We start from the raw sequence: 25304 nt of genomic DNA, 5'->3' as shown, positions 1-25304 counted from the left end.
CATCACCCGCCGAACCGCCGGCCCTTTCAAGTTTCGACGCGGCGGGGAGAAGTGGGTTGTGGCGATCGCTCGGGTGATGTTGTGTTGACGAGCGGCGCTTGCTGAAATTGACCGCTTCTGACTTGCGTTACGTCAGGACCATAATCTTCCGCTTTCAATAAACCAATTTACTTAGACTTAACGTCAGGCAATCGTTTGCGGACGATTAAAAGCGGTGAATAAGCGATACGCTTTCCTGGGCCAGCTATTTTCTGGTGAACGTAGCGGGAGTTATGGCAACGCCGAAGATTTCGCGCAAAGGTCCGTCAAATCAAGTGGTTTCGCATTACTCCGGATGGCAAACGTTTGCACATACACGTATTGCAGCGAATATCGCTAAAGAATAGATATTTTCCAATTTCAATTTGAAAATCGAATAGAGAAGGCGAGCAAATTTTCTAATAATTGTCTAAAGAAACGACTCACTGTCACGCAAAGTACACAGAGAAATATTAGCGTGCGGGGTTCCTTCATCGACTGGCTCGCCTCGCCATGCATCCCGCGTTTTCACGGTTACGCCGTCCGTCCGCACAGGGAGAACCTCACTCTGCTGGCGACCTGTGTCAGCAGGTTCCTTCCGTCGACGCAGAAGATCCGAACTCGGTGGTAATGGAGATCTTCTCTTCGCGTCACGACATGAAGAGTCTCGCCGTGATCGAAGGTAATCGGCCCATCGGGTTGATCAATCGCGATATCTTCCTGTCGCAAATGAGCAAGCCTTTCCACCGCGAGCTATACGACAAGAAGAGTTGCATCGCGTTCATGGACAAGGAACCGCTCGTCGTCGACGCCGACATGAGCATCGAAGCGCTCACCTTCAAGACCGTCGAAGTCGGTGAAAAGGCGCTGGTGGACGGTTTCATCGTGACGCGTGACGGCTACTTTGCAGGGCTCGGAAGCGGACTCCAGCTTCTGGGCGCAGTGGCCGAAATGCAGGCGGAAAGAAATCGCCAGATCATGCAGAGCATCGAATACGCGAGCGTGATTCAACGCGCGATGCTGCGCGCGTCGAGAGACACGCTCGCCGCAAGGCTCCCCGGTGCCGCGCTCGTATGGGAACCGCGCGATGTCGTTGGCGGCGACTTCTATCATTTCGCCGCGTTCCCACACGGCTGGTTCGGTGCCACCGCCGACTGCACCGGTCACGGCGTGCCGGGCGCATTCATGACGCTGCTCGCATCGGCGTCGCTGTCGCAGGCGCTCGAACAGATCGGACCGCGCGACCCTGCCGCCTTGCTCGCGGCAGTCAACCGTAACGTGAAGAGCTTGCTGGGCCAGGTACACAGCGCAGCCGATGTGTCGCAATCGGATGACGGCCTCGATGCCGCCTTCTTCTGGTTCGATGCACGGGAAAGCGAACTGCATTTCGCGGGCGCGAGGATCGCTTTGCATATTCTCACGCCGGAAGCCGACCACTTCGAAACGATCGCGGGCGACCGGATGGGTGTGGGCTATGTCGACAGTCTTGCCGATTATGAATGGAAGTTGCGCAAGATTTCAGTGCCGCCGGGTAGCCTGCTTTTCATTTGCACGGACGGCCTTATCGACCAGATTGGCGGCCCGAAAAACATTGCCTTCGGACGCCGCCGCGCGTTGGACCTGATTCTCGCGAACCGTGCCGAAGCACCGTCGGCAATCTGCGAAAAACTGCGGCACGCGCTCGCCGATTGGCAAGGCGCGCAACCACGCCGCGATGACCTCACCCTGTTTTGTGCCCGCATTACCGACCAATAAGCATGTCTCAACTACTCGATCAAGACAGCGCCTTTTTCGATCTGGCGCAGCGGCGAAACGTCCTCTTCTATCACAAGGGCTATTTCTCTCATAACATCGTGGCCGCCATGGGCGAGGTCGTGAAGCTGCAACTGGAAATCGCGGGCGTGAGCGGGCCAACGCGCCGCAAGCTGTTCTCATCGTTCGTCGAGCTGTCGCAGAACATCGTCCACTATTCATCCGATTCCCTGCAGCCCGGCAACGACGGCGGCGGGTCCATTCGCGAAGGCGCGGTGTGCATCACCACCGACGGCGAAAGCCATCTGATGATGTGTGTCAATCCCATCGCGGCGGAAGATGTCGAGGGTTTGCGCAACAAGCTGGAACCGCTGCGCAGCATGTCGGTTGAAGAGATCAAGCACGCCTACAAGGTCACGTTGAGAGCCGACACGCCCGAGGAAAGCAAGGGCGCGGGTCTGGGTTTCCTGACGATGGCGCGCGACGCAAGCGCGCCGCTTGAATTCGCTTTTCATCCGCGTGCCGACGAACCCGGAACCACGCTGTTTTGCCTTAAAGCCATCATCTGAGTAAAAGGCGCACGAGCTATGGACAATCTCTACATTGCCGCAACGGCGACCTCTCCGGAAGTCGACTTCCGATTCGACCAGCATTCGCTGCTGCTCAGGGGCGAGTCTTACCCCGAGAACGCAGCGGCGTTCTACGCGCCGATCATCGAACAATTGCGTCAGTACCTTGCGGAATCGGTGGGCGTGGTGATTACCGTCGACGTCGTTCTCACCTACTTCAATAGCTCCAGCACGAAGATGCTGTTCAGCGTGTTCGATGCACTGGACGAAGCCGCGCAGTCCGGCAGCCGCGTGCTGATGAACTGGTATCGCGACGAAGAAGACGAAACGATTGCGGAATTCGGCGAAGAACTGAAGGCGGATTTCCACGCGATCGAATTTACCGATCGCCCCGTCGCTCACCAGGGACAATAAGGTGCCGCGGATTTCCTCTCTGGATGCGCCTGCAAACGATGCGCCGGATCTGTTCCAGAACGAGAACGAGGCGCTCGAGAAGGCGCGCGCGATCCATGCGACGGCTGTTGCGGATGCGGGCGATTATCGCCAGTCGCTCGGCGAGCTTATTGGGCATTTCGAGCGCCTGATGCGCGAGACGCGGCGCCTGATCGGCCGCAGCGATCGCGCCGAACGCGAGATGCAGGCGCTTGCGCAGCAATTGGCGCATCGCGCGACTCACGACGCGCTGACGGGCGTCTTCAACCGCAGCGCGGTGATCGAGCGGGCGTCGAAGGCCTTGCGTCATGGCAGCGCGGTCATGATCATTCTCGACATCGACGAGTTCAAGCAGGTCAACGACGATTTCGGCCATCCGGCAGGCGATGCCGTCATCATGGGTATCGTCGCTTGTCTGCGGCGAATCGTGGGCGAGCGGGGCTTTATCGGACGGGTGGGCGGCGAAGAGTTCACCGTGCTGCTTCCGGGGTATGAAGTGGACGATGCGTTGCGGCAAGCCGAGAACATGCGCGAGGCGATCGGCAAACACGTCTTTGCATCGCCTGTGGACCGTCATATCACGGCGAGCTTCGGCGTCAGTGCGAACCCTGCGGGCACCAGTTTCGACACCGCGTATGGCCTTGCGGACGCTGCGCTCTATCGCGCCAAGCGCGGCGGGCGAAACCGGGTGGAATTCGCGAATCCTTAAAGCGAAGGCGAGCGCTTCTGCTACGTCAATGCAGGTTGCAGGTAGCCGGTCAGAATCAGCACAGTCTGCACGGCGCCGAACAGCACGATAACGAGTGCGCCCGTGATGGCGACAACGCGTTTTGTTGCTTCAAACCGTGAGCGAAGGCGCACACTGCGCGCCATGATGAACCGGTTCGCGCCCACTGCGCCCAGGCCGAACAGCGTGACGGTCACTGCCACGCCCGCGCCGATGGCAAACGTTGCCGCAATGCCTATCCACGGCGCGTGCGCCGCAACCGACGCGATCAGTACGAAGATCGACCCGACGCATGGCCGCACGCCCGATGCAAACCCGGTCGCGAGGATCTGCGACGTCACTGAAGAATTCGATTTCCCAAGTCGCGTTGTGCTGCTGGATTGCCGCATGTGCAATTGCAGTTTCGTGCCGAGGTAAGCGGGTTCGTGCTCCGACGTCTGCGACAGTGCCGCACTGCGCTCAGCGGGTACGAGCTTCAGCGCGCGGGGATCGACGCAGCAGTCACGGCGCGCGAGCGTGTTGTAGATCGTCCAGCCGCCTGCGACACAAAGCAGAACATAGCTGACGATATCGAGCGATGCCGCGTTCGACAGCACGCTCGAGACGCCTGCCTTCGCGAACCATAGCGCGCCGAATACGAGCACGATCGCGCTGATCGCCTGTACGGCTGCGCTCCAGCTTGCCAGCGCGACGGCCTGCGCGATGCGCGTGTCGCGCGAGCCGAGCCAGGTGCCGGCGACCAGCTTGCCGTGGCCTGGCCCGAGCGCATGCAGCACGCCGTAGGCAAACGCGAGGCCGATCAACGCGAGCCATGTCCAGGGCGTCGACGCGCGATGCAACTGTTGTGCGGCGTCGGCGATGCGCGCGTTGAGTCTGCCTTGCCAGATGATCGATGTCGCCAGCGCCGCGCGCGCGAACTCAGGTAGCACGAACGTGTGACGGGTCTCGCTGCCAGATGGCGCGCTCGATGGGTTCGCGCTTTCCGCTGGTGACGATGCCGATTGAACGGGCTGGCCGAACACATCGACGGCGGGTGACGCAGCGTGTGACGGCGCAGCGAGAATGAAACCCACGACTGCCACGCAAACTGCAATCAGGATATGCAGTAGCCTGCGTTCAAGAGTCAGCATGATATCGCCGTCGCTTGCGGCACGACGATGCCGTTGAAGATCGGATGCGCGCGATCCTGAAAGGGCTTCACCGTGCAACTGGACGCGGCATGTCCCTCTATCGTCACCGCGTTTGCGCCGTCCGGTTCGTAATCGACGAAGAACGAGTCATCCCAGATGCCGAGCGAAACCTTGTGGGCATTCACGTCGACCGGTTTTTTCAGCGCCAGCGTGAAGGTATAAACGAGCTTGCCATGATCGACCGATACGCGAAAACCTGCGGGGTCTCCCAAACGCTGCGCCTCGCCATCGACAAAAAGATGACTGAAGTATTGAGCGCCCGCGAGCGATGAAAATGCCTGTTCGCGGAAGATCGCGGTCTGCTTCGCGTCGAGCGGCCCGTTGTCGGGCAAGGTATCGATGCCTACGAGCTGAACCGGAAAGCCTTCTGAAAAGCGCCACGTTTGCGCTATCGAAATCACGGACGTGCCTTGCATCTGCACGCGCGCCGAAAACCGTATCCATACGTGCGGATGCGCGGCAGCTACCCCGGATGCAACGAATAGGGCGACGCCGATGAGCCGCCTGGTGACAGAAAGATTCAACATCGCTTTTGATTGTTAATTCTTCGATGACACGCCGGCATGTCTCGAAGGACTATTGAGCATGCCGTTGCTTTCTTTCAGGAGTAAGGCGGTAGCGCGAGAAAGCGCGTCATTGTCGCATGAGCGGTTGCGGGAAGCTCGGCGCACCACGAAATTGGCATAGCATGCCATCATGCGTGACAATCGTCGCCATCCGTCGATGTCTGTCATGAGGAGCCGTCATGTCGATACTGATCTTGGGGTTGCTGCTATTCCTGGGCGGGCATTCCGTCCGCATCGTCGCGGAAGATTGGCGCAAGGCGCGCATCGCGCGGATGGGCGAGAAGAACTGGAAAGCGGCGTATTCGGTGGTGTCGCTGATCGGCTTCGTGCTGATTATCTGGGGCTACGGCATCGCGCGGCGCGAGCCAGTCGTGCTCTGGTCGCCGCCCGCATGGGCGCCGCATCTAGCGGGCCTGTTGACGCTTGCCGCCTTCATTCTGTTTCCCGCCGCGCATGCGCCGGGCAACCACTTCAAGGCCATCTTCAGGCATCCGATGACCTTCGCTGTCGTGCTATGGGCGTTGGCGCATCTGCTGGCGAACGGGACGTTGAACGCGCTGGTGCTGTTCGGCGCGTTTCTCGTTTGGGCGGTCTTTGATTTGGCTGCTGCGCTTCGGCGGGATCGCTTGGAAGGTGTGGTGTATCCGAAGGGGACCTTGTCGCGCGATGTGATGCCCGTCGTTGCCGGTGTGATCATCTGGGTTGCGTTCGCGTTCTTTCTGCACGGCTGGCTGATTGGCGTGAAACCTTTCGGTTAAAGCGCGACGGAAAGACTTACGGTCTCAGATCGGCCAACATCTGCTCGGCGAGAAAATCGCATGGCGGCCGAGCCGAACGCGCGCTACGCACAAGAACGACTTCGACCGCTGCCAGCGGCGGCAAGTCTTCTGCTTCGCCGAGTTGCGCAAGATGCGCCGGGACGCTGCATCGCGCGAGCGGCGCGACTGCGAGGCCTGCCTCGACCATGCAGATCAGCCCCAGAAGACTAGGGCTTTCATACGACATCCGGTATTTGATGTTGGCCTGCTGCAGCGCGCCGATCGCATGCGCGCGCGCCGTGCTGCCGGGCGCAAACACGGCGATGGGCAGTGGGCGTTCTTTCCATATCTGCTGATTGCCACGCGCGGCCGCCCACACCATCGGCTCGGAACGGATCGGTTCTCCTGTGATGCCTCGCGTCTTCGTGATGCACGCGAGATCGAGCGTGTTGTCCTTGAGCAACGGAACGAGCGCGCTGCTCGGCATGCCGATCACGCGAACCTGCACACGCGGATGCGCGACCGCGAACTTTCGCAACACGGTCGGCAGCAGCGACGACGCGTAGTCGTCGGGTACGCCGATCGTGACGCGGCCGCGTATCTCCGGACGCACCACCGACGACCATGCCTCTTCGCGCATCGCCAGCATGCGCCGGCCGTAATCGATCAGCGTCCTGCCTTCCTCGGTCAAGGCGACGTTGCGCGTCGTGCGCACGAATAGCGGCTTGCCGAGCGCTTCTTCGATGGTCTTGATCTGCATGCTGACAGCGGAAGGCGTGCGATGCAGAGACGTCGCGGCTCGCGCGAACGAGCCGGTGTCGGCCACGACGACGACCATTTCCAGAACGTCGAGATCGAGCTTTTTCATCAGTCAGAAAAATTGAGTAATTCGTTCAGTTTAAATCGTTTTACTTAGCTGTCGCGCGCTCCGATACTGAAATTGCGATGGGCATTACGGACGCGACGAGGTAGCGCATGAGAACGATGGTCGAATTCATTACGGTGGGCGGCATGCTGGCCGTGACGCCAGGTCCCAACATGGTCTACGTGATGATGCGTTCGGTCGCGCAGGGGACGAAAGCGGGGCTGATCTCGCTCGCGGGTGTGATGCTCGGTTATCTGACGTACATGTTCGGCGCGGCGTTCGGGATCACCACGCTGTTTCTTGCGATACCCGGCGCAGGCCGCGTTCTAGCCGTATTTGGCGCGCTCTACCTGCTTTATCTGGCCTGGCAGATGCTCAGGCCGGGTGGCCGTTCGCCGTTGCAGATCGAGGCGGCGTCGATCGAAAGGCCGCGCCGTCTGTTCGCGATGGGCGCGACGACGAGCCTGCTGAACCCGAAGCTCGCGCTGATCTTCCTGTCGTTACTGCCGCAATTCATCGACTATCGCGCGGGCGGCGTGTTCAGGCAGTCGCTGACACTGGGCTTTTCGCTGATCTTCGCGTTCGCTTCCGTCAATACGGCGGTCGCGACTTTCTCGGGCAATCTCGCCAGGTTTCTTTCGACGCGGCCGAACTGGCTCGGCGTTCAACGCTGCGCGATGGGCGCGATGCTTTTCGCGCTCGGCGCGAAGATGGCGCTGGATGCGTGGCACTGGAATCTGTCCGCGTGATGTCTCGCCGCCTCTAGCGGACCTCCGCCTCCTGCCGATGCCGCACGCGATAGCGGCCAGGACTGACCCCCGTCGTGCGTTTGAACGCGATGCTGAACGCGGTATCGGACAGATAGCCGATCTTCTCGGCAATCTGCAGCAGCGGTTCTTCCGACTGTTTCAGCGCACTCATTGCAATCGTCATGCGCCACTGATGCAGATAGTCGAGCGGCGCGCTCCCGACGAGTTGCCGGAACCGCGACGCGAACGCGGTCCGCGACATGCCCACATTTGCAGCGAGCGCCTCGACGGTCCAGCGCTGTTGCGGCGAGCCGTGCATCAGCGTGAGCGCCGCGCCGACCTTGTTGTCCGATAACGCCTTGAGCCATCCGTCCGGCACGTCCCCGCGCTCGATGAACGCGCGCAGCGCCTGCACCAGAACGAGCGTGGCGAGACTCGTTCTGGCGACGTCAGACCCCGGCTTCGCAAAGGCTGTTTCGGCGGCGAGCAGCGCGAGCACATGCGACAACGCGTGAGCCGACACATCGGCCGCTTTCAGATGCACGATGGGCGGCAAGTGCTGCAGCAAGAGTCCCGTCACGTCGTTGTCGAACACGAACCGTCCGCTCGCAAGCTCGACCGGGCCGGTCGCGCCTTTGCCGTGAAAGCGCACGACGCCATCCGCGCCGCGAATCGACTGGTAGGTGGCGGGGCCGTCTAGCGGCGGGCAATCGGGAACACTCGCGGAGCAAAAGGGCTGGCCGTTTGTCAGCAGATAGAAGTCGCCTTGCTCGATGACGTGCAGGTTTTCGTGCCCCGTCATCCGCAGATAGAGCCGCCCGCGCAGCACCGTGCCGAACTTCAGATGCTGGTACGCCGGGAAACTGAACGCCCATGCGCCGCATCCCTCGAAGCGGTCTGACACGCCGCTTCGTACTCTGAGCATCGACAGCACTTCGGACAACGCGTCCATAAATGTACGCTCGATAAGAAAAACCGGTCAGTTGATTATATGTAGAACGGCTTTCCCGCGCGATGATGGTCGGGTTGCGCCGCATGGCGCGCGTTGAAACGAGGAGCGATCCGATGAAAGCATGGCAGCTCGACCGATTGGGCGGGACCTTGAGCATGATCGATGCGCCCGTGCCCGCACCGAGGCCCGGCGGCGTCGTGGTGCGGATGGAGGCGTCCGCGATGATGTCGTACATGCGCGACTACGTGGCGGGCAAGCTGCCCGTCTATCACGCGCCCGACCATCCGTTCATTCCGGGCGGCAATGGCGTGGGTGTCGTACACGCGGTCGGCGGCGATGTGTGGCATCTGAAGCCAGGACAGCGCGTGGTCGTTTCGTCGCATTTCGTTGCGAACGAGAATGTCGCCGATCCCGCGCAAATACTCGTCGGCATCACGGCCACGCAGGCCGACAGTTACGCGATGCAGGCGGACTGGCCCAACGGCACGCTCGCCGACTACGCGCTGCTGCCCGCAGCGACATTGACGCCCGCCGATGCCGTTGCGGACCTGCCCGCGGCGCAGCTTGCGGTGGCGATGCGTTATGTCGTACCGTTCGGCGGCCTGTTGCGCGGCCGGCTTGCTGCGGGCGAGACCATCGTGGTGTCGGGCGCAACGGGCGCGTATGGGTCGGCGGCTGCGCTGCTGGCGTTGGCACTGGGCGCGGCACGCGTCGTTGCCGTGGGCCGCAATGCCCGCGCGCTGGACGAACTCGCTGCGGTGGGCGGCGGCCGCGTTGTGCCCGTCGTGGCAACGGGCGACGCGGCAGCCGATACCGATGCAATCCGTTCCGCCTGCGCAGGCCGCGCCGATATCGCGTTCGATATGGTCGGGAACGCAAGCGATCCGAACCTGACGTTGTCGGCGTTGCGCAGCTTGCGGCGCGGCGGAAGACTGGTGCTGATGGGCAGCATGCGCGTGGATCTGCCGCTGCCCTATACGGAGGTAATGCTGAACGACTGGGAGATACTCGGCCAGTTCATGTATCCGCGCGACGCATGGCGACGGCTGCTGATGCTGGCGAGCGCGGGCATGCTCGACCTGCGCGCGATTCGTTCCGTCGAATTCGCCATGAACGATGTCCCTTCAGCAATCGAGCGTGCCGCTAGCGCGTCGGGCCTCGAATGCATCGTCGTCGATCATCAGAGGTGAGCGATGCCAGTTCTGAAGACGATGCATAGGCTTTACGTTGCGCGCGACCAGCTCGAATCCAGCGTCGCATTTTACGAGGCGATCCAGGACGTGCGCTGTGAACGTCGGTTGAGCTTCGAACCGATGGGAATCGAGGTTGCTGTGGTCGGTTCGTTCATTCTGCTTGCGGGAAGCGATGAAGCGTTGGCGCCCGTGCGGCACATTCAGGCCGCGCTGATCGTGGATGCGCTCGATGTGTATGCGCAGCGTTTGCGCGAGTTGGGCGCGACGTTCCTCAGTGAGACGCACGAAAACGCCGTGGGCAGAAACATGACGGTGCGGCATCCCGACGGGTTAGTCGTCGAATACTTCGAGCCGGTGAAAAGCGCGGCAGCATGAAGCGTTGCGATTCCACTTGGAAAATAAAGCGTAGGTAGTCTATTATGGACAATATTGTCTATATGAGACTTATGAGTCTCCGATGATGGACGTGGACGTTTTCGACCAACCTTTGAAAGAGGCGAGATCGACGTGACGATACGCAAAGAGACGACAGAACTGCCTCAGGTCGCGCCCGGCGCGGCGCATCAGTTGATCCGGTACACGTTCGACGGGTCAGGCGAGACACCACGCAGCGCTTATATTCAGGCAGGCCTGCATGCCGATGAGCATCCTGGCCTGCTCGTCGTCCATCATCTGCTGCGCATGCTGACGGCGCTCGATAAAGACGGGCGCGTCAAAGGGCGCGTGGTCGTGTTGCCGTTTGCGAATCCGATCGGGATGAGTCAGCGGATTTTCGGCATGCCGACAGGGCGCTTCAATCTCGAGAACGGCGAAAACTTCAACCGTCACTTCCCGTCGATTGCGGACGCGGTCGAACAGGCGCTAGGCGAGACGCGCTACGAGCACAACGACGTCGCGCAATTCAAGTCGCTGTTCGACAGACTGCTGGCCGCGCACGAGCCGCGCGATCCCGTCAGGGCAATGAAATCGCATCTGCTGCGCGAAGCGTTGCGGCACGACATCCTGCTCGATCTGCATTGCGATACGAGCGGCATCCTGCATCTGTATAGCACTCGCGCGCAACAGTCGCGCGCGCTACGCCTCGCCAAAGCGCTGCGGATCGAGGCTGTGTTTCTCGAAGATCGCGCGGGAGGCGGACCGTTCGATGAGGCGTTCATGGAGCCCTGGAACGTGCTGTCGTCGGCGGGTCTCGTCGATGCGGAACACAGTGGTTTTGGCGCGTCCATCGAGTTGCGAGGCCAGGCCGATGTCAGTGACGAGCTTGCAATCGCGGATGCGCAGGGCATCCTGCGCTTTCTCGCCGCGGAGTCGATCATCGACTACGACGAACGCGATACTGGTGGTGAAGTCGAGCCGCGCATCTATCCTCTCGAAGGCGTCTCGCATGTGAGCGCGCCGTCCACGGGCATTGTCGTGTATCGGAAGCAACCGGGCGATGCCGTTGCGCGCGGCGATGTGATCGCGGAGATCGTGCGTATCGATGCACCCCCGGATGCACCGCGCGACGTCGTGCTCAGCGATGTAGACGGCATCTTCGTCGTTGCACAGCATTTCAAGCTCGTGAAAGCGGGGCAGCGTATTGCGCTGCTCGCCGGCATCACGCCGCTACCGGGGCGCACGGCCGGCAATCTGTTGAATGATTTCTAAAGGCTCTGACGATGGAAGATCTCTACGAACGTATTCTCGACGCGCATCAAGCGCTCAGACCGCAAGTGCGCGTGACGCCGCTGGAGCACAGCGCGCTGCTGTCGGAGCAGACGGGTTGCGACGTTTATCTGAAGTGCGAGCATTTGCAGCACACGGGGTCGTTCAAGTTTCGCGGCGCGTCGAACAAGCTGCGGCTGCTCGATGCCGACGTTCGACGTCGCGGTGTCGCGACGGTATCGACGGGCAATCACGGTCAGGGCGTCGCGCTCGCGGGCAAACTCGCGGGCGTGCCCGTGACCGTCTATGCCTCGATGTCCGCTTCGCCCGTCAAGCTGAACGCGATACGCGCGCTCGGTGCATCTGTCGTGACCATCGACGCATCCACGCTTGAAGTGGAACTCGAAGCGGCGCGGCGCGCAAAAGAGGCAGGCTTGCCGTTCGTCTCGCCGTACAACGACATCGACGTGATTGCCGGGCAAGGCACCATCGGCGTCGAACTGAGCGAGCAACTGCCGGGTCTTGCCGCGGTGTTCGCATCGGTGGGCGGCGGCGGGCTGATTTCCGGCATCGGCTCGGCGATCAAGGCGGCGAGTGCGACCACGGAGGTGGTGGGATGCTGGCCAGCGAATGCGACGACGCTCTATCGCTGCATTCAGGCCGGCAAGGTGATCGACGTCGAGGAGACGGACACGATTTCGGACGGCACGGCAGGCGGTGTTGAGCCGGATACGATCACCTTGCCGATCGCGCAACGGGTAATCGACCGTTGCGTGCTGGTCAGCGAAGAGGAAATCAAGGCGGCGATGAAACGGCTCGCGCAAACGGACCGCTGGATGGTCGAAGGCGCGGCAGGCGTCGCGCTGGCGAGTTTCCTGCAAGTCGCGCCTTCGTATCGTGGCCGTGCGGTTGCCGTGGTGCTGTGCGGCCGCAACATCATGCTCGACAAGTTTGTGGCAGCCGTTCAGTGAAGTGCTGTGTTGTACTCTTCACTGGGGCAGCCCGTGTCACGAAGCGACCTTCTGCGCGGCGACCTTCTCCGCAGCGATCATCATGGATTCTAGTTGCGTGAACTCGGCGCTGCTCACGGTTCCATCGCCATTGCTGTCCATCAGTTTCAGCAGCGATTGCGCGGTTGAATCGCCGGGTGTACTCGTCGTGTCGCGCACGGCGCTCAACCACTCCGCGTTCGATACCGAGCCGTCGTGATCTTCATCAAGCTTGGTGAAGAGATTGTCCGCATCGCTTTTGTTGTCACCGAATTGGGCGAGCACTGTCTCAAAGTCCGATTGCGAAATATATCCATTAGCGATTCCGTCCCTTCCTTCTATCGTGGATTGGGCGAACGGCAGGCGGCTTTTGAGTGCCGCGTCGAGCTGCTGAATATAGTCGGCGTCCGACTCGCCGGGCGAGCGCGACGTGTTCAATCCCACGAGACTGACTGTTGAAACAGTCACGCCGTTGGCCCTTAGCTCAGCGAGGGCCTGCGCATCCGGGCTGAACGTCACCTGTGTGGACGATCCTGTCCCGGACGTTTGGGGGGATGCAGATGACGTTGCAGATGTTCCGTCATTTGAAAACGCCGACGGCGTTTTGGATGGTGGTTGAGTGAGCCCTCTCTGACTGCTTATACCGGAAACTGACATGTACGACTCCATGATGATCCGGATGCACTGCATCCGGGATTGAAGAAGTTTTACCGCAGCGGTTTGCCATCGCCGCGTCCCAATCTTCAGGTTTTGGGCGAGCCTGCAAATCGAACCCGTGACAATGGCTACTTCATAGCCTGTCAACCTGGCTTGGAGTCCGGAATATTTCAGAAATGGTGGTCGGCCATTCTTCAGAATAGAGGCAGGAAACTACCCCAATCTTCGCCAGGACCTAAGCTATGTCCGTCAAAGGCTTGCGCGATCAGGTCGTTTCTTCGCTGGGTTTAAACGAAGTTTTTATTAACGCGTGGGCAACTATCGGTGTTCGCAGTTGAGTTTTCGAAGAAGGGCGCCGACTACTGGGAGCGAGAACATCGCACATCAAGGTTCAGTGAAAGATCAGCGGCGGGCCTGACGGGTCTCAACGCGCGCCTCCTGTCGCGGTTCGCTGGAAGGGTTTTCGCTCGCGACTTCCCGATTCGAGAGTGGGTCGGGTTGGGTGTAAAGGATTAGAAACGCTCCCAGCAATCCCATCCGCACGAGAGCCGGAAGAAACGCGGCGAGTGCCGCAAAGGCAAACAGTGCCAGCATGATCCAGGCTCTGATCCATTGCATCCGGCGTCGGCCAAGCGTCGATGCATCGCTGGAGGGACGCTGCCGAAAACTTTCATACATCAGAACCATGTATGTCATCTCGACAAGCAGGAAGACTGTTGCATATGCCGTCAACGGCACACTTGCAACCCTGCTCGATGCCAGCCACGCCGTCGTGAAGGGGATAAAGGAGATCCAGAAAAGATTGGCGAAGTTGGACCACGCCAGCAAACCTGTGAGAGAGGTCGCATGCTTGAACACGTGATGGTGGTTCAACCACACGACGGCAATGAACGCATAACTCACCACGTAGCTGATCAGGTCCGGCCAGAGTTCGAGCAAGGCGCGTCCATCGTTCCGTGTGGGGATTTTCAGCGCCAGTACCATGATTGTGATGATGACGGCAAAGATGCCGTCGGAGAGGGCGCTGAAACGGCCGAGGTTGTCATCCGAATCGTTCATGGGGCCCCCTTCCAGGCGATCGAGCTTTGCCGCTGTGTCGAAGGCCGGGCATTTTGCCTGGCGTCCGTTCGGGAGTTTTCGATTATGCGCCTCGGTGCGTTTGGTGCGCAGACAAGGGGATACATTCATCACAGCTCTGCCCGTATCCGCGAAGACTCGACTTCAAGGGCCACTGATAGCGCGCAATCGAAGAGAGTGCGCACGCGCTGAACGCCCTCAAAGAAAAAGCCCTCGTCTCTGCGAGGGCCTTGGGAATCAGGCTGCAGGGCCGACTCAACGACGAGCGACCGGCTTGAGACTAACGGCCTTTGTGCAATGCCGACTTGATAGCTTGCTGGGCGGTATACGCCGTCGAAAACGCCATGGCCTTGGCTCGATCCCGCACCGCGCTTCGTCCAGGCGGAGAGGGATTGATTCCAAGCTTCCTGAGGTAATAGTTGGCGCGATAGACATCCTTTCGGATAGAGTCAACAAACTGGAAATTTACGCTCAAAGTCACCGAGATATTGTCATCGTTCTTCAACCAGTGGGGGCAGTTGACAGGAACGTGAACGCCATTTCCTGGGGCCAATCTGTACAAGTGCGATCGGTCCTGCAGTTCGGGTCTATAGTTTGGCGCGTTGTTGTCGATCGTCCAGAACTGCTCGATTTCCTCCTCCGGAAGAACCTGCCGATCTTCCCGATCAAAGACGTACAAATCCTTTTCCCCATGGATTTGAAGAATGAAATTGCATTCACGATCGATGTGATATGCCGTCACCCGCTTCGGCGACGTTATGAAAATGATGATTTCCTCATTTCTGATCTTGGATTCGATGCCGCCGCCAATCATATCCTTGACCTCTGCGATCGCATGCCGGTATAGCTCGGTGTAGGCCGGATCTTTTTGCGCGTCTCTCAGGATGAACCAGGCATTTGAATCTTCCAGTTGCCCTAATGCATCCAGCGGTGAGAACGCATGATTCGTATCTTTCCATTTTTGACCAGGCGCGACGTCACCCATGTCGTAGTAGAGATCAGATGGGCGCGTTCTCAGGGTTCGCTCCGTCAACTCCATCAATTGAGGGAGTTGAAAGCGCGGATGAGATGCAAGGTGGTGGGAGACATCGAAGCTCTTCCGCTCGAAACGTTCTCGAAACACTGAGGGATCTGCGTCGATCCACTTGTCCGGCAATGTCGCTTCAGGGACCGAGAAATCCGTGGACATGTCCATGCAACTACTCCTTGTAATCTGATCGTAATGAAAGCGAAATCCGTTAGCGTCAAAGCCGAACGTCACCCAATGGCGTGGAATCTAAACCCCGACTTTCAGGGGTTCGGTGCGTTAGCGCACCTTCTGCTGAGTGCCGTCCATCGTATCGGACGCCTTGGAGCGGATCAGCTTCATCTGCGAGGCATCTCGTGGCATCCACGATTGGTTTGCAGCACTTCGCCCACCTTGACGAACAGGGCGTCGCCACGATTGTGCATCTGCAGCAGGCGACGGGACTCCCTCGAGTGGCGCTTACCGTGGCGTGTAGCGTGACTGAAGCTCGTGAAGTGGGGTACCTGTCCAAAGACGGCGATGTAGTGTAAGTAATTCGTAATGTCTGATTGGACTTTTGCATGAATGAAAAAGACATTCCATACATTCCACTCTAATTAAAGATGTCCTTCAGGAAGACACTCCTCTCCACGCAATTCGTTTTCACTTTCACTACGAATGTAGGAGCAGGAACATGAGCAACGTCACGAAACAACAGTTCAAGCGCGTCTGGTTCATCACGGGCGCTTCGCGCGGTCTGGGTGCGCTGATGGCCAAAGCAGCCATCGCCGATGGCAACGCCGTGGTCGCCACCGGCCGCAACGCAACTGCGATTGCTGAGCGGCTCGGAGAGTCATCGGCCGTGCTGCCCGTCGCGCTCGATGTGACCGACGAGGCACAAGCCAAGGCGGCCGTCAAAGCCGCTGTCGAGAAGTTTGGCCGCATCGATGTACTGATCAACAACGCAGGCTTTGGGCTGCTTGCCGCCGTCGAAGAATCGAGCGATGCAGACGTACGCCGGATCTACGACACCAACGTCTTTGGTCTACTGAACGTGACGCGCGCTGTGTTGCCGGTGATGCGCAAACAGCGCTCGGGTCACGTGATCAACATCTCGTCGATTGTGGGTTATCAAGCGGCGGCAGGCGTTGGCGTGTACAGCTCGACGAAGTTCGCCGTCGAAGGCATCACGGAAGCACTGCACGCTGAGTTGAAGCCGCTTGGCATTCACGCGACGCTCATCGAGCCCGGCTTCTTCCGCACGGACTTCCTGGATACATCGTCGTTGCTCGTCGGCAAGGACATCATCGACGACTACGAAGAGACGTCGGGCACGCTGCGCCGCCTCGCCGTCGACATCAATCACAACCAGCCTGGCGATCCGCAGAAGCTGGCAACAGCGGTCGTCACGCTGGTCGATGCGCAAACGCCTCCGTTGCGTCTGCCACTCGGGACCGACACGCTAAAGGCGATCGCAGAAAAGAATGCCTATGTGACGGCGGAAACACAGACGTGGGAGGCGTTGTCGCAATCCACAGATTTTCCGGTTTGAAGACGATAACCTGCTGAACGGCCCGAGTCTTCGTGCGCTTGCCGAATCGACTCGGGCGAAATACCGTTCTGGTCTACTAACGCATTCGTGCGACGGTTGCATGAGAGGACGCGATAGCCATCGCCCCACGAGACACTAGAACGGGCGCCCGAGCGCGATCTGGTATTCACCGCCCCGTCGTGTCGCAGAACGCTTCATCGCAGTGGAAGCCAAAGCGGACCTTCCCACGCTTTAAGTTCATCGAGAAACGCTTTTAGCTTCGACGGCATGAAGCGGCGTGTCGGATAGACGGCATGCACGAATATTTCCGGTGACGACCATTCCGGCAAGATACGAACAAGTTCTCCGCTGGCGATATGTGCATCACAATAGCTGGACGGAAGCAATGCGATCCCGTGCCCGCGGAGCGCAAAAGCGCTGACGATATGAAAATCTCGCGCGGCTACGTGACCCGTCACGTGAACCTTGACCGACTTCCGGCCACTGACCAGATGCCATTCCGTCTCATTGTTTCGAGCATTGATCAGCACGCACGGAAGTTCGCTGATCTCTTCGGGCCGCGAGGGGAGATCGTGATTGCGAACGTATTCGGGCGAGGCGACGAGGTGCCGGACACTTCTTCCCACACGTTGCGCAACAAGACTCGAGTCCTGCAGATCGCCGAAGCGGATCGCGACGTCGACGTTCTCGGCGATCAGGTCCAGGAAAAGGTTGGTGAAGTGAAGATCCACCTGGATGCCCGGATATTTCTTTAGAAACGACGAGACGAACGCGTAAAACGACTCCTGTTCCAGCATGACGGGACCGGAGATACGCAGCAGACCTTCGGGTTTCTTTTGCGTCTGCGTGATCACGCGTTCCGCGTCATACAGATGGCTCAGCGGCTCACTGCATTGATCGAAATAGGCCCGTCCCTGTGTGGTCAGGCTGAGCTTGCGGGTCGTGCGCTGGAGCAGCGTCACGCCAAGGCGTTCCTCGAGCGCAGTCACCTTGCGACTGACGGTGGAGACGGGCATGCCCAGTGCCCGTGCAGCGCGGCTAAAGCTCTCGAATTGCGCCACCCGCACAAACACGGCGATGTCATTCAAGTCGGCCAGTTCGGGCATGTGAGACCTTTGCACAGGTGGAAAAGAGATTACATATATTCCAGTCTAATCAAAAATGCCACCAAGGACGACACTTCTCTCCACGCACTTCAACCTTCTCGGAGAGATACCATGTCTAGCAAAGTCGTCGTCATTACCGGTGCTTCCAGCGGCATCGGAGAAGCCACTGCAAAGCGCCTTGCCTCGAACGGCGCCACCGTCGCGCTGGCCGCTCGCCGGTTCGACAACCTAAACCGCATTGCCGCTGAAATCGAGGCGAAGGGCGGCAAGGCATCAGTTCACCAGGTCGACGTCACGGATCAGGCACAGGTCGATCGCCTGATCAGCGACGTCGTCTCGCAACACGGCCGCCTCGATGTGATGGTCAACAACGCCGGCCTGATGGCCATCGCGCCCCTGTCGCTGCGCAAGACCGACGAATGGGACCGCATGATCGACATCAATATCAAAGGCCTTCTTTACGGCGTCGCAGCGGCGTTGCCGGTCTTTGAAAGGCAGCAGTCCGGTCACTTCGTCAACATCGCGTCGGTCGTGGGTCTGAAAGTCTTCAGCCCGGGCGGCACGGTGTATTCGGGTACGAAGTTCGCGGTTCGGGCCATTTCTGAAGGTCTGCGTCACGAGGTTGGAGGCAACATCCGCACCACGGTGATCTCGCCGGGTGCGATCGACACCGAACTCAAGTTCGGTTCGGGCCATGACGACAGCCGCGACTTCGTCGTCGATTTCTACAAGATGGCCATTCCCGCCGATGCCATCGCGCAGGCCATTGCTTATGCGATCGAGCAACCCCGTTCGGTCGACGTCAACGAGATCGTGATCCGTCCCACCGTGCAGGATTTTTAAAGATCACGGCGGGCAGGAAAGCACTTAAACCCGTGACTGCCGAAACCACCCCGAAGCGCACACAAGCGCGCCTTCGGGGTGCGTAGACGCGGCGTCGCTTTTTGAATCCCAGTTCCAGAACAACTTTTCTGAAGGAGTGGTCACGCAAGCTTTGATCGCCAACATCCAGGGTCTGACTGCCATCGGTATCGGCATCATCATCGGCCCCGGTGCTATCGGCGCCTGTATCGGTATTGGATTGATTGGAGCAAGGTCTGCTTAGACCAGGCGCGTGTCGCGATCGGTAAGCCAGTTTTCCGTCAGGCTAAGGGCCGGTACAAATTCATCCACGACGCGTTGCAGCGTTAGACATAGAACATACCCGCTCTTGCTTACATACGACGCGCGACCTATCTTCGATTACTAAACGAAATCATCCCGGGTTAGCGCGGTAGAGCTTTGGTTTGCAAGACGCGGAATTCACTCACACGAGCAGCGTGCTCGATATGTAATGGAGGAGTTATGTTGGACTCGGCTTCCCTCAAGCGCGTCTTCCCACGCTGCAAATCTCCTGACGCATGGACAAACAGCCTGAATGCGGCTCTGCCGAAGTTTGGCATCAATACGCCAGATCGCATCGCAAGCTTTCTCGCGCAGACTGGCTACGAGTCAGGTCAATTCAACAACCTTGAAGAGAATCTCAATTACGGTGTCGCAGCCCTGATGCGCGCGTGGCCGAAACGATTTCCGAATGAAGCAGCGGCATCGCCATATATCAACAATCCGAGAAAACTCGCGGATTTCGTTTACGCCAACCGGATGGGCAACGGCAACGAGCAGAGCGATGATGGCTACGTCTTTCGAGGACGAGGCATTATCCAGCTTACGGGGCGCAGTAATTATGCAGCGGCTGCAAAAGCGATCGATGCCAAGCTTCTCGAACAACCGGATCTGCTCGTGCAGCCCGAGTATGCCTGTTCGAGCGCCGCGTGGTATTGGCAAAGTCGAGGGCTCAATGAGCTGGCGGACGATCGCACGGACGACAACGACCTTGAGGACTTTACGGAAATCACCCGTCGCATCAACGGGGGCACCATTGGCATCAAAGACAGGTTCGCGTTGTATAAGCAGGTTCTCGCCGTGATCCATTGAGCTTTTGCACACGCGCAACGCAGGCATCGTGACGATGCCGGGAGAGGACGAGGATTGATCCTGCTGCCGTCGTGAGGTGTCAATGCTGACGAACGCGCACGCCGGCAACCGTTTTGGAGGGGTCAGAATGTGCGCTAAGCAGCTGGAAAATCAGAATGGCAGGCACGAGGACAAGGAGAACCCAAGGCGCGATCGCTTCTATGACGTTTTCCTATCCTACCGTTTCCGAGACCGCCAGAAGGTGAATGCGCTCGAACGGAAAATCAAGGCACTCGGCTTCGCGCCGTTTCGTGATACCAACATTCTGGAACTGGAAGATAGGGCTAACGTCACTCAGGAAAAAGTCGAGATCATACGAAGAAATCTTTCCCGAGCGACTTGCCTTATCTTCGCTTATTCGCGGACCTCCGCGGATGAAGACAGCTCACTAGGTGTATGGATGCCGTGGGAGCTCGGGTTCTTCGATGGCAGCATTTCGTCGCGAATCGGCGTCTATCTTCTCGATGGAAAGCCTGAACCTTTTGATGCACGCACATTCTTTCGAAACAGCGAATACCTGCAATTGTATCCGGTGCTAACCGACGAGAATCTGCCCGCATTTCTGGCGCGCAACGCGGTACGGGAGCGTCGCATCGACAATGTCGAAAGTGGCTTTCTTTGGCTGCAACATCTCTTTGAAGAGAGTTTGACGAACCCGACCAACGTCGCGTTGGGCGTCAGCGAGTGGTATGCCGATCACGCATCGACATTCTGGCGTCAGAATGGCAACGAAGCACTGGCAGCGTACTTTGCGGATTTCAAATTGAAGCTCGACGATCTGCGGGTTACATGGACGCCGCAGCTTCGATTGAGAATGCTCGATGCGTTGTTTTGGGGAGTGCCGGATGTGAACGGCATCGCGACAAGAGGGACAGCGGGAGGGGCGGACGGGGCGAACGTCCGGAATGTACAAAAAGCAGATCCAATGCTCGTCGATTGGTTCAGCATATGGCGGTCCGCCATGAATCCGTTTCAAATGGGCGCGAACGCGTCAAATAGCGGCCGCACTTCGGTGACGACTGTTCTCTAATCACGGATGACACGGAAAGCGTGGCGCTACTTTCGGCCGGTCACCTCCTGTGTTCGATACCACACACTCGCCTTTCACGTTTGTTATCCCTGTCGGCTACTCTAGGTCGAAGAAGACGGATCACTATCGTTGCCGATGCGTCGTCTTATCGCACAGAGAAGACGGGCGGCATGAACCGCGACCTGCGTGGAACATAACGCACCTCGACGCTCGAGAAAGACTGACCTGTTGTCGCGCCCACGCGAGTTCTGGAGACCGTCATGATCGCATCGTGCAACAAGCAAGTCGCAAGCGCGCGCCTTGGAGGCTCATGCGCGGTCGTCTCCTTGCAGACGGCGTGCTGATAGATGAACGTCAGCATGCGGAACCTCGGAAGCGTCTCTGGAACAGTGACCCTGGCATGGCGGGGCTCGTGCGCCGCCGCGAAACCGGAAAGCGCTGTTGTTCGATGAAGGACTGGCGAGCTGATCCGCTCCATGGCGCCGGTCTGCAGTTCGCGTTATTCACGTCTCGTACCAGGAGGAGCAACGATGCGCAGCCTGAATGAGTCCGCCGCGGCCGTCGCGAGCGGCACCTCGCCGCAGCAAGCCCACGACGCGCAGGCGGGCGGCGGCGCATTGCGCGTGAGCGTGGTGAACGGCAATCTGCTTTTCATCGAGCAGCCGCTTCTGCTCGGTCACTACTGCGACGCGGCGCTGACAGGCGTCGAGGCCGTCGTCGATGAGCTGATGAGCGGCATCTTGAGCACATCGTTACGGCTCGGGCGCTATCCGCAGACGATCGGCGCGCAGCAAGTCTTCGTGAACGCGGGGCGGCGAGTGAAGCTGCCGTGCGAACTGCCGCGTCCGGCGGGCGCGATCGTCGTCGGTTTGGGCTCGGAGGGTCAACTGAACGCCGGTGACCTCGTCATGACCGTGCGCCTCGGTGTGATCGCGTGGGCGCAGCGGCTTTCCGAGGCCGAACCGGGCCGGAGCGAGCCGTTCGAACTCGCCGCGACGCTCGTGGGCAGCGGCGGCACCGGCATCGCGCCGGGACAGGCGGCGCGGCTTGTCGTCGAGGGCGTCTATGAAGCCAATCAGATGCTCGCTCGCGTGACATGGCCTGGTGTGTCGCATCTACGTCTGATCGAGCTGTTCATGGATCGCTCGACAGAGGCCTGGCGCGCACTGCGTCTGATGGAGCAGGCCACGCCAGGGCGCATCCGGCTCGAAGACGAGGTGCTGCGCGACACGGGCGGTCTGTCCCGGCCGCTCGACAATACCTATCGCGGCACGGACTACGACCTCTTCAGCGCGGTCACGCAGGAAGACCGGTCAGGCGAGCAGTCGATCGTCTATACGCTCGACACGCGCCGCGCCCGCACTGAAGTCCGCGCGACGGCGACGCAGGGGCGGTTGATCCGGCAACTCGTCAAGTCTGCATCGAACGCGGACAACAGCGACCCGGGCATCGGCCGCATATTGTTTCAGTTGCTGATTCCACGCGAGATGCATCCGTTCCTGGCCGGTGGATCGGACATGCAGATCGAAGTCGACGACGGCACAGCGGGTATTCCGTGGGAGTTGCTCGACAATACCGGCGGCGGCGCATCCGGCAAACGCGATATCGACGCAGTCAAGCCGTGGGCGATCCGCGCGAAGCTGCTGCGCAAGCTGCGCACGAAGGATTTTCGCGGTCGTGTCGACGACGCCGACCGCGATGCCCAGATGCTCGTCATCGGCGAGCCGTATATCGACGACCCGCGCTACCGGCGCCTTCCCGGCGCGCGCGCGGAAGCCGAAGCGGTCGCGCGGATGCTCGCGCAGCGGCTCACGCCGGCGCAAGTCCGCGCGCTGGTGGCGCGTTCCGACGACGACGTTGGCGCCGACGCGCGCACCATAGTGAGCGCGCTGCTCGAGCGCGAATGGCGCGTGCTGCATGTCAGCGGTCATGGCGAGCCACCCGCCAACGAAGCGCCGGCCGCTTCGAACGGCGACCGCTTGCGTGGCATCGTCCTGTCCGACGGCATCTATCTGGGCGCACGGGAGATCGCCGCATTGCGTCGCGTTCCGGAGCTCGTGTTCGTCAACTGCTGTCACCTCGCCGAGCGCAACGAAGACCAGCTGATGAAGGATCCCACGCTGCAATACGATCGCCCGCGCTTTGCCGCGACTGTCGCCGAGGAGCTGATCAAGATCGGCGTGAAGTGTGTGATCGCGGCGGGCTGGGCCGTCGAAGACGAGCAGGCGAATCTCTTCGCGACGACGTTCTACGAGCGGCTCATTGCAGGCGACCGGTTTCTCGATGCGGTCGCCGCCGCGCGTCTTGCGGCCTGGCTCCAGGGCGGCAACACCTGGGCCGCATATCAGTGCTATGGCGATCCGAACTGGGAGCTGAGGTGCTCCGGCGAGACGCAGAGCGGACGCGGCCGTCCACCCGAAGAGCGCTATGCGAGCGTGGGCTCCGATGTGTCCTTGCTGCTCGCGCTGGAGGAGTTCACTACCAACGCGCGCTACGACGCCACGTTTCCGAAAGCACCGCTCGAATACCTGGAGCGTACATTTGGCCCACGTTGGGGACAGCGCGGCAAGATCGCGGAAGCCTTCGGCCGGGCGTGGAGCGCGGTCGGCATGTACGAGCCGGCGATAAAGTGGTTTGAGAAAGCGCTCGCCGCCAATGACGGCGCCGCGAGCCTGGGTGCCTCCGACGCCCTCGCCAATCTGCGCGCGCGCAATGCCTGGAGCGTGCTGAAGGCAAAGTGTACGCGTGCGAACGCGGTCTTGCAGGTACCGCCCGATGCGATCGATGCCGCGCGCACGGAGATCGACGCGAGCATCGGGCGGCTGCAGGCGTTGCTGGCGGTCCAGGTCACGGCCGAACGTCTGAGCCTGTGCGCATCGGCGTACAAGCGGCTGGCCTTCGTTGAACATCTGGCGGGCGGAAACGAGGCGGAATCGAAGGCGCTCGCCGAGATGACGGGCATGTACACGCAAGCCGAGCAGCTTGCCCAGCGCGACAACGATCCCACAATGTTCTACCCACTGCTTAACCGACTCGTCAGCGAACTCGTTATGAATCTGAGGACTAACGCGCCGGGATACCTGCAAGCCGATGTCGACCGGCTGCGCGAATCGATCGAAATAAATTGCAAACAGAAACCGGATTTCTGGAGCATCGTTGCGCGCGCAGAGACGCAGTTCTACGACAGCGTGAAGGCCGGCCGGCTCGCGTGCAATGTCGACTCTCTCATCGATGCGCTGCGCGATCTAAAGTTGCGCATCAGCGCCACGCAGAACTGGGGCTCGGTGCTGGATCAGTGCGAATTCGTGCTGGCTGCGTATGCGAGCCGCGATATCAGCGAGGCGGAGCAGCAGGCGAGCTCGAAGCTGCTGCAGACGCTCAGCGAGTGGGCGGAGCAGGCCTGAAGCGATGCACGGCACGTCATGTGGGATGCGCATGACGTGCCGCGTGCCGGGGTATCAGAGATTGATTTCGCTCAGATAGTTGGCGGTGAACGCGGTGACCTTGTCGCGCAGCATGTCTTGCACCGAATCAAGCACCGAGGTGTCGATTTCGGCGGTCGTCGCGACTTTCCTGAGATTCGCATCGTTCTTGCTCACCTTGAAGAACAGCACTTGCGTGATGTCCATCGAGGTGTTCAACGAGAAGGCCATCATCGAGACGGTGAGCTTGTCGTCGGCGCCCTGGTCGGTCATGGCGAGCTGGAAACTGGTGGTGTTGACGCGCTTGGTCTCGCGGTTGAAGAGCGTGATCCAGGGCGTGTTGGTGTTCATAGACCCGAGCGCATCCAGCGCTGCCTTGATGAGGGGCGCGGCAGCGATCGCGCCAGGACCGAGCAGCGCCAGAGCGACGGCCTCGATCGCTTTGTGTACATCCAGACTGTCGTCACTCGTGACGTAGTCGGACATGTCGGACGTTTCGACCAGCCAGCCGAGATTGGCGAGCACTGACGCATACTCATGGAACCAGTCCGGCGCGTCGGGCGTGAGGTTTTTTTTCTTGAGGACCAGTTGCGCGAGCAGCAGCGAGTTGGTGATCGCCATGCGACGGGGTTGGGACACGCCGGACTTGAACGAGACCATGCCCGACCCGACCACGACCGACTCGTTCTTGGTGGGGTCGAACGGGGGCTGTGTCGCTTCGGCGATGCCGCGATCATCGCCACGATGGGGGACGGGCAGATCGGCGTCGCGCAGGAAATCGCTGGCCTGGTCGGCGGTGACGGTTGGGATCGACATGGCGATGGTCCTCGATGAGAGAGGTGGGAGGAAAAGCCGAGCGAGTGATACGCGTGTCTGATGCATCTGTCGGCTTACAGTTTGGTTCGGATATCTAAGCGTATAACAAAACTGTGCCATTTTCTCGCAAAAAAAGAGCAGTGAGGGAAGGTCGGCGTCTCGAGTGCGACGGTTTCGCGGAAGTGTCGGGGAACGCATCACTACGATCACGCGTGCGGGCG

At 60.0% G+C, this 25304-nt stretch carries 24 protein-coding genes and 1 pseudogene; 16 read left to right on the top strand and 9 right to left on the bottom strand.

Going from position 1 to position 25304, the window contains the following annotated elements; genetic code table 11:
• Window positions 1-531 precede the first annotated feature (531 nt).
• Genes C2L65_RS40765 through C2L65_RS40750 form a run of 4 tightly spaced genes read left to right on the top strand, consistent with a single transcriptional unit; the run spans window position 532 to window position 3480 of the window.
• The gene (locus tag C2L65_RS40765) at window positions 532-1773 is read left to right on the top strand and encodes a SpoIIE family protein phosphatase (protein WP_042305590.1); all 1242 of its coding nucleotides are present in this window, start codon (window positions 532-534) and stop codon (window positions 1771-1773) included.
• A gap of 2 nt (window positions 1774-1775) precedes the next feature.
• Window positions 1776-2339: a SiaB family protein kinase gene (locus tag C2L65_RS40760; protein WP_042305589.1), complete on the top strand. Its 564-nt coding sequence runs from the start codon at window positions 1776-1778 to the stop codon at window positions 2337-2339.
• An 18-nt stretch (window positions 2340-2357) separates the two neighbouring features.
• Window positions 2358-2753 (top strand): DUF1987 domain-containing protein, encoded by a 396-nt coding sequence (locus tag C2L65_RS40755; protein ID WP_042305588.1) that lies wholly within the window; start codon window positions 2358-2360, stop codon window positions 2751-2753.
• Between the two features lies 1 nt (window position 2754).
• The gene (locus C2L65_RS40750) at window positions 2755-3480 is read left to right on the top strand and encodes a GGDEF domain-containing protein (RefSeq protein WP_042305587.1); all 726 of its coding nucleotides are present in this window, start codon (window positions 2755-2757) and stop codon (window positions 3478-3480) included.
• A 20-nt stretch (window positions 3481-3500) separates the two neighbouring features.
• Here C2L65_RS40750 and C2L65_RS40745 read toward each other — a convergent pair whose 3' ends face one another.
• Both C2L65_RS40745 and C2L65_RS40740 read right to left on the bottom strand, forming a co-directional pair.
• On the bottom strand, window positions 3501-4628 hold the full coding sequence (locus tag C2L65_RS40745) for a nickel/cobalt transporter (protein ID WP_042305586.1): 1128 nt from the start codon (window positions 4626-4628) through the stop codon (window positions 3501-3503).
• The gene (locus C2L65_RS40740; RefSeq protein WP_042305585.1) at window positions 4622-5215 is read right to left on the bottom strand and encodes a DUF1007 family protein; all 594 of its coding nucleotides are present in this window, start codon (window positions 5213-5215) and stop codon (window positions 4622-4624) included. The genes C2L65_RS40745 and C2L65_RS40740 overlap by 7 nt, the downstream gene beginning before the upstream one ends.
• Before the next feature lie 218 nt (window positions 5216-5433).
• On the opposite strand from C2L65_RS40740, the gene C2L65_RS40735 reads away from it, so the two are divergent.
• Entirely contained in the window at window positions 5434-6012 is a 579-nt protein-coding gene (locus C2L65_RS40735) for an NnrU family protein (RefSeq protein WP_042305584.1), read from the top strand.
• Window positions 6013-6028: 16 nt separating this feature from the next.
• On the opposite strand, the gene C2L65_RS40730 is transcribed toward C2L65_RS40735, so the two are convergent.
• A complete protein-coding gene (locus tag C2L65_RS40730) occupies window positions 6029-6880 on the bottom strand; it encodes a LysR substrate-binding domain-containing protein (protein ID WP_042305583.1) in 852 nt (283 codons plus the stop codon).
• 107 nt (window positions 6881-6987) lie between these two features.
• Between C2L65_RS40730 and C2L65_RS40725 the strand changes: the two genes are divergently transcribed.
• Window positions 6988-7626 carry a LysE family translocator gene (locus C2L65_RS40725; protein ID WP_042305582.1) on the top strand — a complete coding sequence of 213 codons (639 nt, stop codon included), beginning with the start codon at window positions 6988-6990 and terminating at the stop codon, window positions 7624-7626.
• Between the two features lie 13 nt (window positions 7627-7639).
• On the opposite strand, the gene C2L65_RS40720 is transcribed toward C2L65_RS40725, so the two are convergent.
• Window positions 7640-8578, bottom strand: coding sequence for an AraC family transcriptional regulator (locus C2L65_RS40720; RefSeq protein ID WP_042305581.1), 939 nt, complete (start codon window positions 8576-8578; stop codon window positions 7640-7642).
• A 113-nt stretch (window positions 8579-8691) separates the two neighbouring features.
• Between C2L65_RS40720 and C2L65_RS40715 the strand changes: the two genes are divergently transcribed.
• From C2L65_RS40715 to C2L65_RS40700, 4 genes are all read left to right on the top strand, one after another.
• Window positions 8692-9768, top strand: coding sequence for a zinc-binding dehydrogenase (locus C2L65_RS40715; RefSeq protein ID WP_042305597.1), 1077 nt, complete (start codon window positions 8692-8694; stop codon window positions 9766-9768).
• 3 nt (window positions 9769-9771) lie between these two features.
• Window positions 9772-10146, top strand: coding sequence for a VOC family protein (locus C2L65_RS40710; RefSeq protein ID WP_042305580.1), 375 nt, complete (start codon window positions 9772-9774; stop codon window positions 10144-10146).
• A gap of 132 nt (window positions 10147-10278) precedes the next feature.
• Window positions 10279-11418 (top strand): succinylglutamate desuccinylase/aspartoacylase family protein, encoded by a 1140-nt coding sequence (locus tag C2L65_RS40705; RefSeq protein ID WP_042305579.1) that lies wholly within the window; start codon window positions 10279-10281, stop codon window positions 11416-11418.
• An 11-nt stretch (window positions 11419-11429) separates the two neighbouring features.
• Window positions 11430-12386 carry a threonine/serine dehydratase gene (locus C2L65_RS40700; protein ID WP_042305578.1) on the top strand — a complete coding sequence of 319 codons (957 nt, stop codon included), beginning with the start codon at window positions 11430-11432 and terminating at the stop codon, window positions 12384-12386.
• 36 nt (window positions 12387-12422) lie between these two features.
• Here the strand turns inward: C2L65_RS40700 and C2L65_RS40695 are convergent, their stop codons facing one another.
• The 3 genes from C2L65_RS40695 to C2L65_RS40685 all read right to left on the bottom strand — a co-directional run bounded on the left by C2L65_RS40695 (window position 12423) and on the right by C2L65_RS40685 (window position 15333).
• On the bottom strand, window positions 12423-12923 hold the full coding sequence (locus C2L65_RS40695) for an EF-hand domain-containing protein (RefSeq protein WP_042305577.1): 501 nt from the start codon (window positions 12921-12923) through the stop codon (window positions 12423-12425).
• Between the two features lie 540 nt (window positions 12924-13463).
• Entirely contained in the window at window positions 13464-14120 is a 657-nt protein-coding gene (locus tag C2L65_RS40690; RefSeq protein WP_042305596.1) for a TMEM175 family protein, read from the bottom strand.
• Window positions 14121-14418: 298 nt separating this feature from the next.
• Window positions 14419-15333, bottom strand: coding sequence for a hypothetical protein (locus tag C2L65_RS40685; protein WP_042305576.1), 915 nt, complete (start codon window positions 15331-15333; stop codon window positions 14419-14421).
• Between the two features lie 505 nt (window positions 15334-15838).
• Here C2L65_RS40685 and C2L65_RS40680 point away from each other — a divergent pair.
• On the top strand, window positions 15839-16696 hold the full coding sequence (locus C2L65_RS40680; protein WP_042305575.1) for an oxidoreductase: 858 nt from the start codon (window positions 15839-15841) through the stop codon (window positions 16694-16696).
• A gap of 194 nt (window positions 16697-16890) precedes the next feature.
• On the opposite strand, the gene C2L65_RS40675 is transcribed toward C2L65_RS40680, so the two are convergent.
• Window positions 16891-17802 carry a LysR family transcriptional regulator gene (locus C2L65_RS40675; protein ID WP_081920794.1) on the bottom strand — a complete coding sequence of 304 codons (912 nt, stop codon included), beginning with the start codon at window positions 17800-17802 and terminating at the stop codon, window positions 16891-16893.
• A gap of 111 nt (window positions 17803-17913) precedes the next feature.
• On the opposite strand from C2L65_RS40675, the gene C2L65_RS40670 reads away from it, so the two are divergent.
• The 5 genes and pseudogenes from C2L65_RS40670 (at window position 17914) to C2L65_RS40650 (ending at window position 24249) form a co-directional block, all read left to right on the top strand.
• On the top strand, window positions 17914-18645 hold the full coding sequence (locus C2L65_RS40670) for an SDR family oxidoreductase (protein WP_042305574.1): 732 nt from the start codon (window positions 17914-17916) through the stop codon (window positions 18643-18645).
• Window positions 18646-18781: 136 nt separating this feature from the next.
• Window positions 18782-18898, top strand: a pseudogene (locus C2L65_RS40665) (F0F1 ATP synthase subunit C); the annotation flags it as partial.
• Between the two features lie 248 nt (window positions 18899-19146).
• Window positions 19147-19776 (top strand): glycoside hydrolase family 19 protein, encoded by a 630-nt coding sequence (locus C2L65_RS40660; protein WP_042305573.1) that lies wholly within the window; start codon window positions 19147-19149, stop codon window positions 19774-19776.
• Window positions 19777-19858: 82 nt separating this feature from the next.
• Complete coding sequence (locus C2L65_RS40655; RefSeq protein ID WP_042305572.1) at window positions 19859-20845, top strand: hypothetical protein; 987 nt, start codon at window positions 19859-19861, stop codon at window positions 20843-20845.
• A 530-nt stretch (window positions 20846-21375) separates the two neighbouring features.
• The gene (locus tag C2L65_RS40650) at window positions 21376-24249 is read left to right on the top strand and encodes a CHAT domain-containing protein (protein WP_042305571.1); all 2874 of its coding nucleotides are present in this window, start codon (window positions 21376-21378) and stop codon (window positions 24247-24249) included.
• A gap of 54 nt (window positions 24250-24303) precedes the next feature.
• Here C2L65_RS40650 and C2L65_RS40645 read toward each other — a convergent pair whose 3' ends face one another.
• Window positions 24304-25083 (bottom strand): hypothetical protein, encoded by a 780-nt coding sequence (locus tag C2L65_RS40645; RefSeq protein WP_042305570.1) that lies wholly within the window; start codon window positions 25081-25083, stop codon window positions 24304-24306.
• Window positions 25084-25304: the final 221 nt, after the last annotated feature.

Origin of the sequence: Paraburkholderia terrae (assembly GCF_002902925.1) — a bacterium.
Taxonomy (GTDB): domain Bacteria; phylum Pseudomonadota; class Gammaproteobacteria; order Burkholderiales; family Burkholderiaceae; genus Paraburkholderia; species Paraburkholderia terrae.
This window is presented reverse-complemented; position numbering and strand designations above follow the sequence as displayed.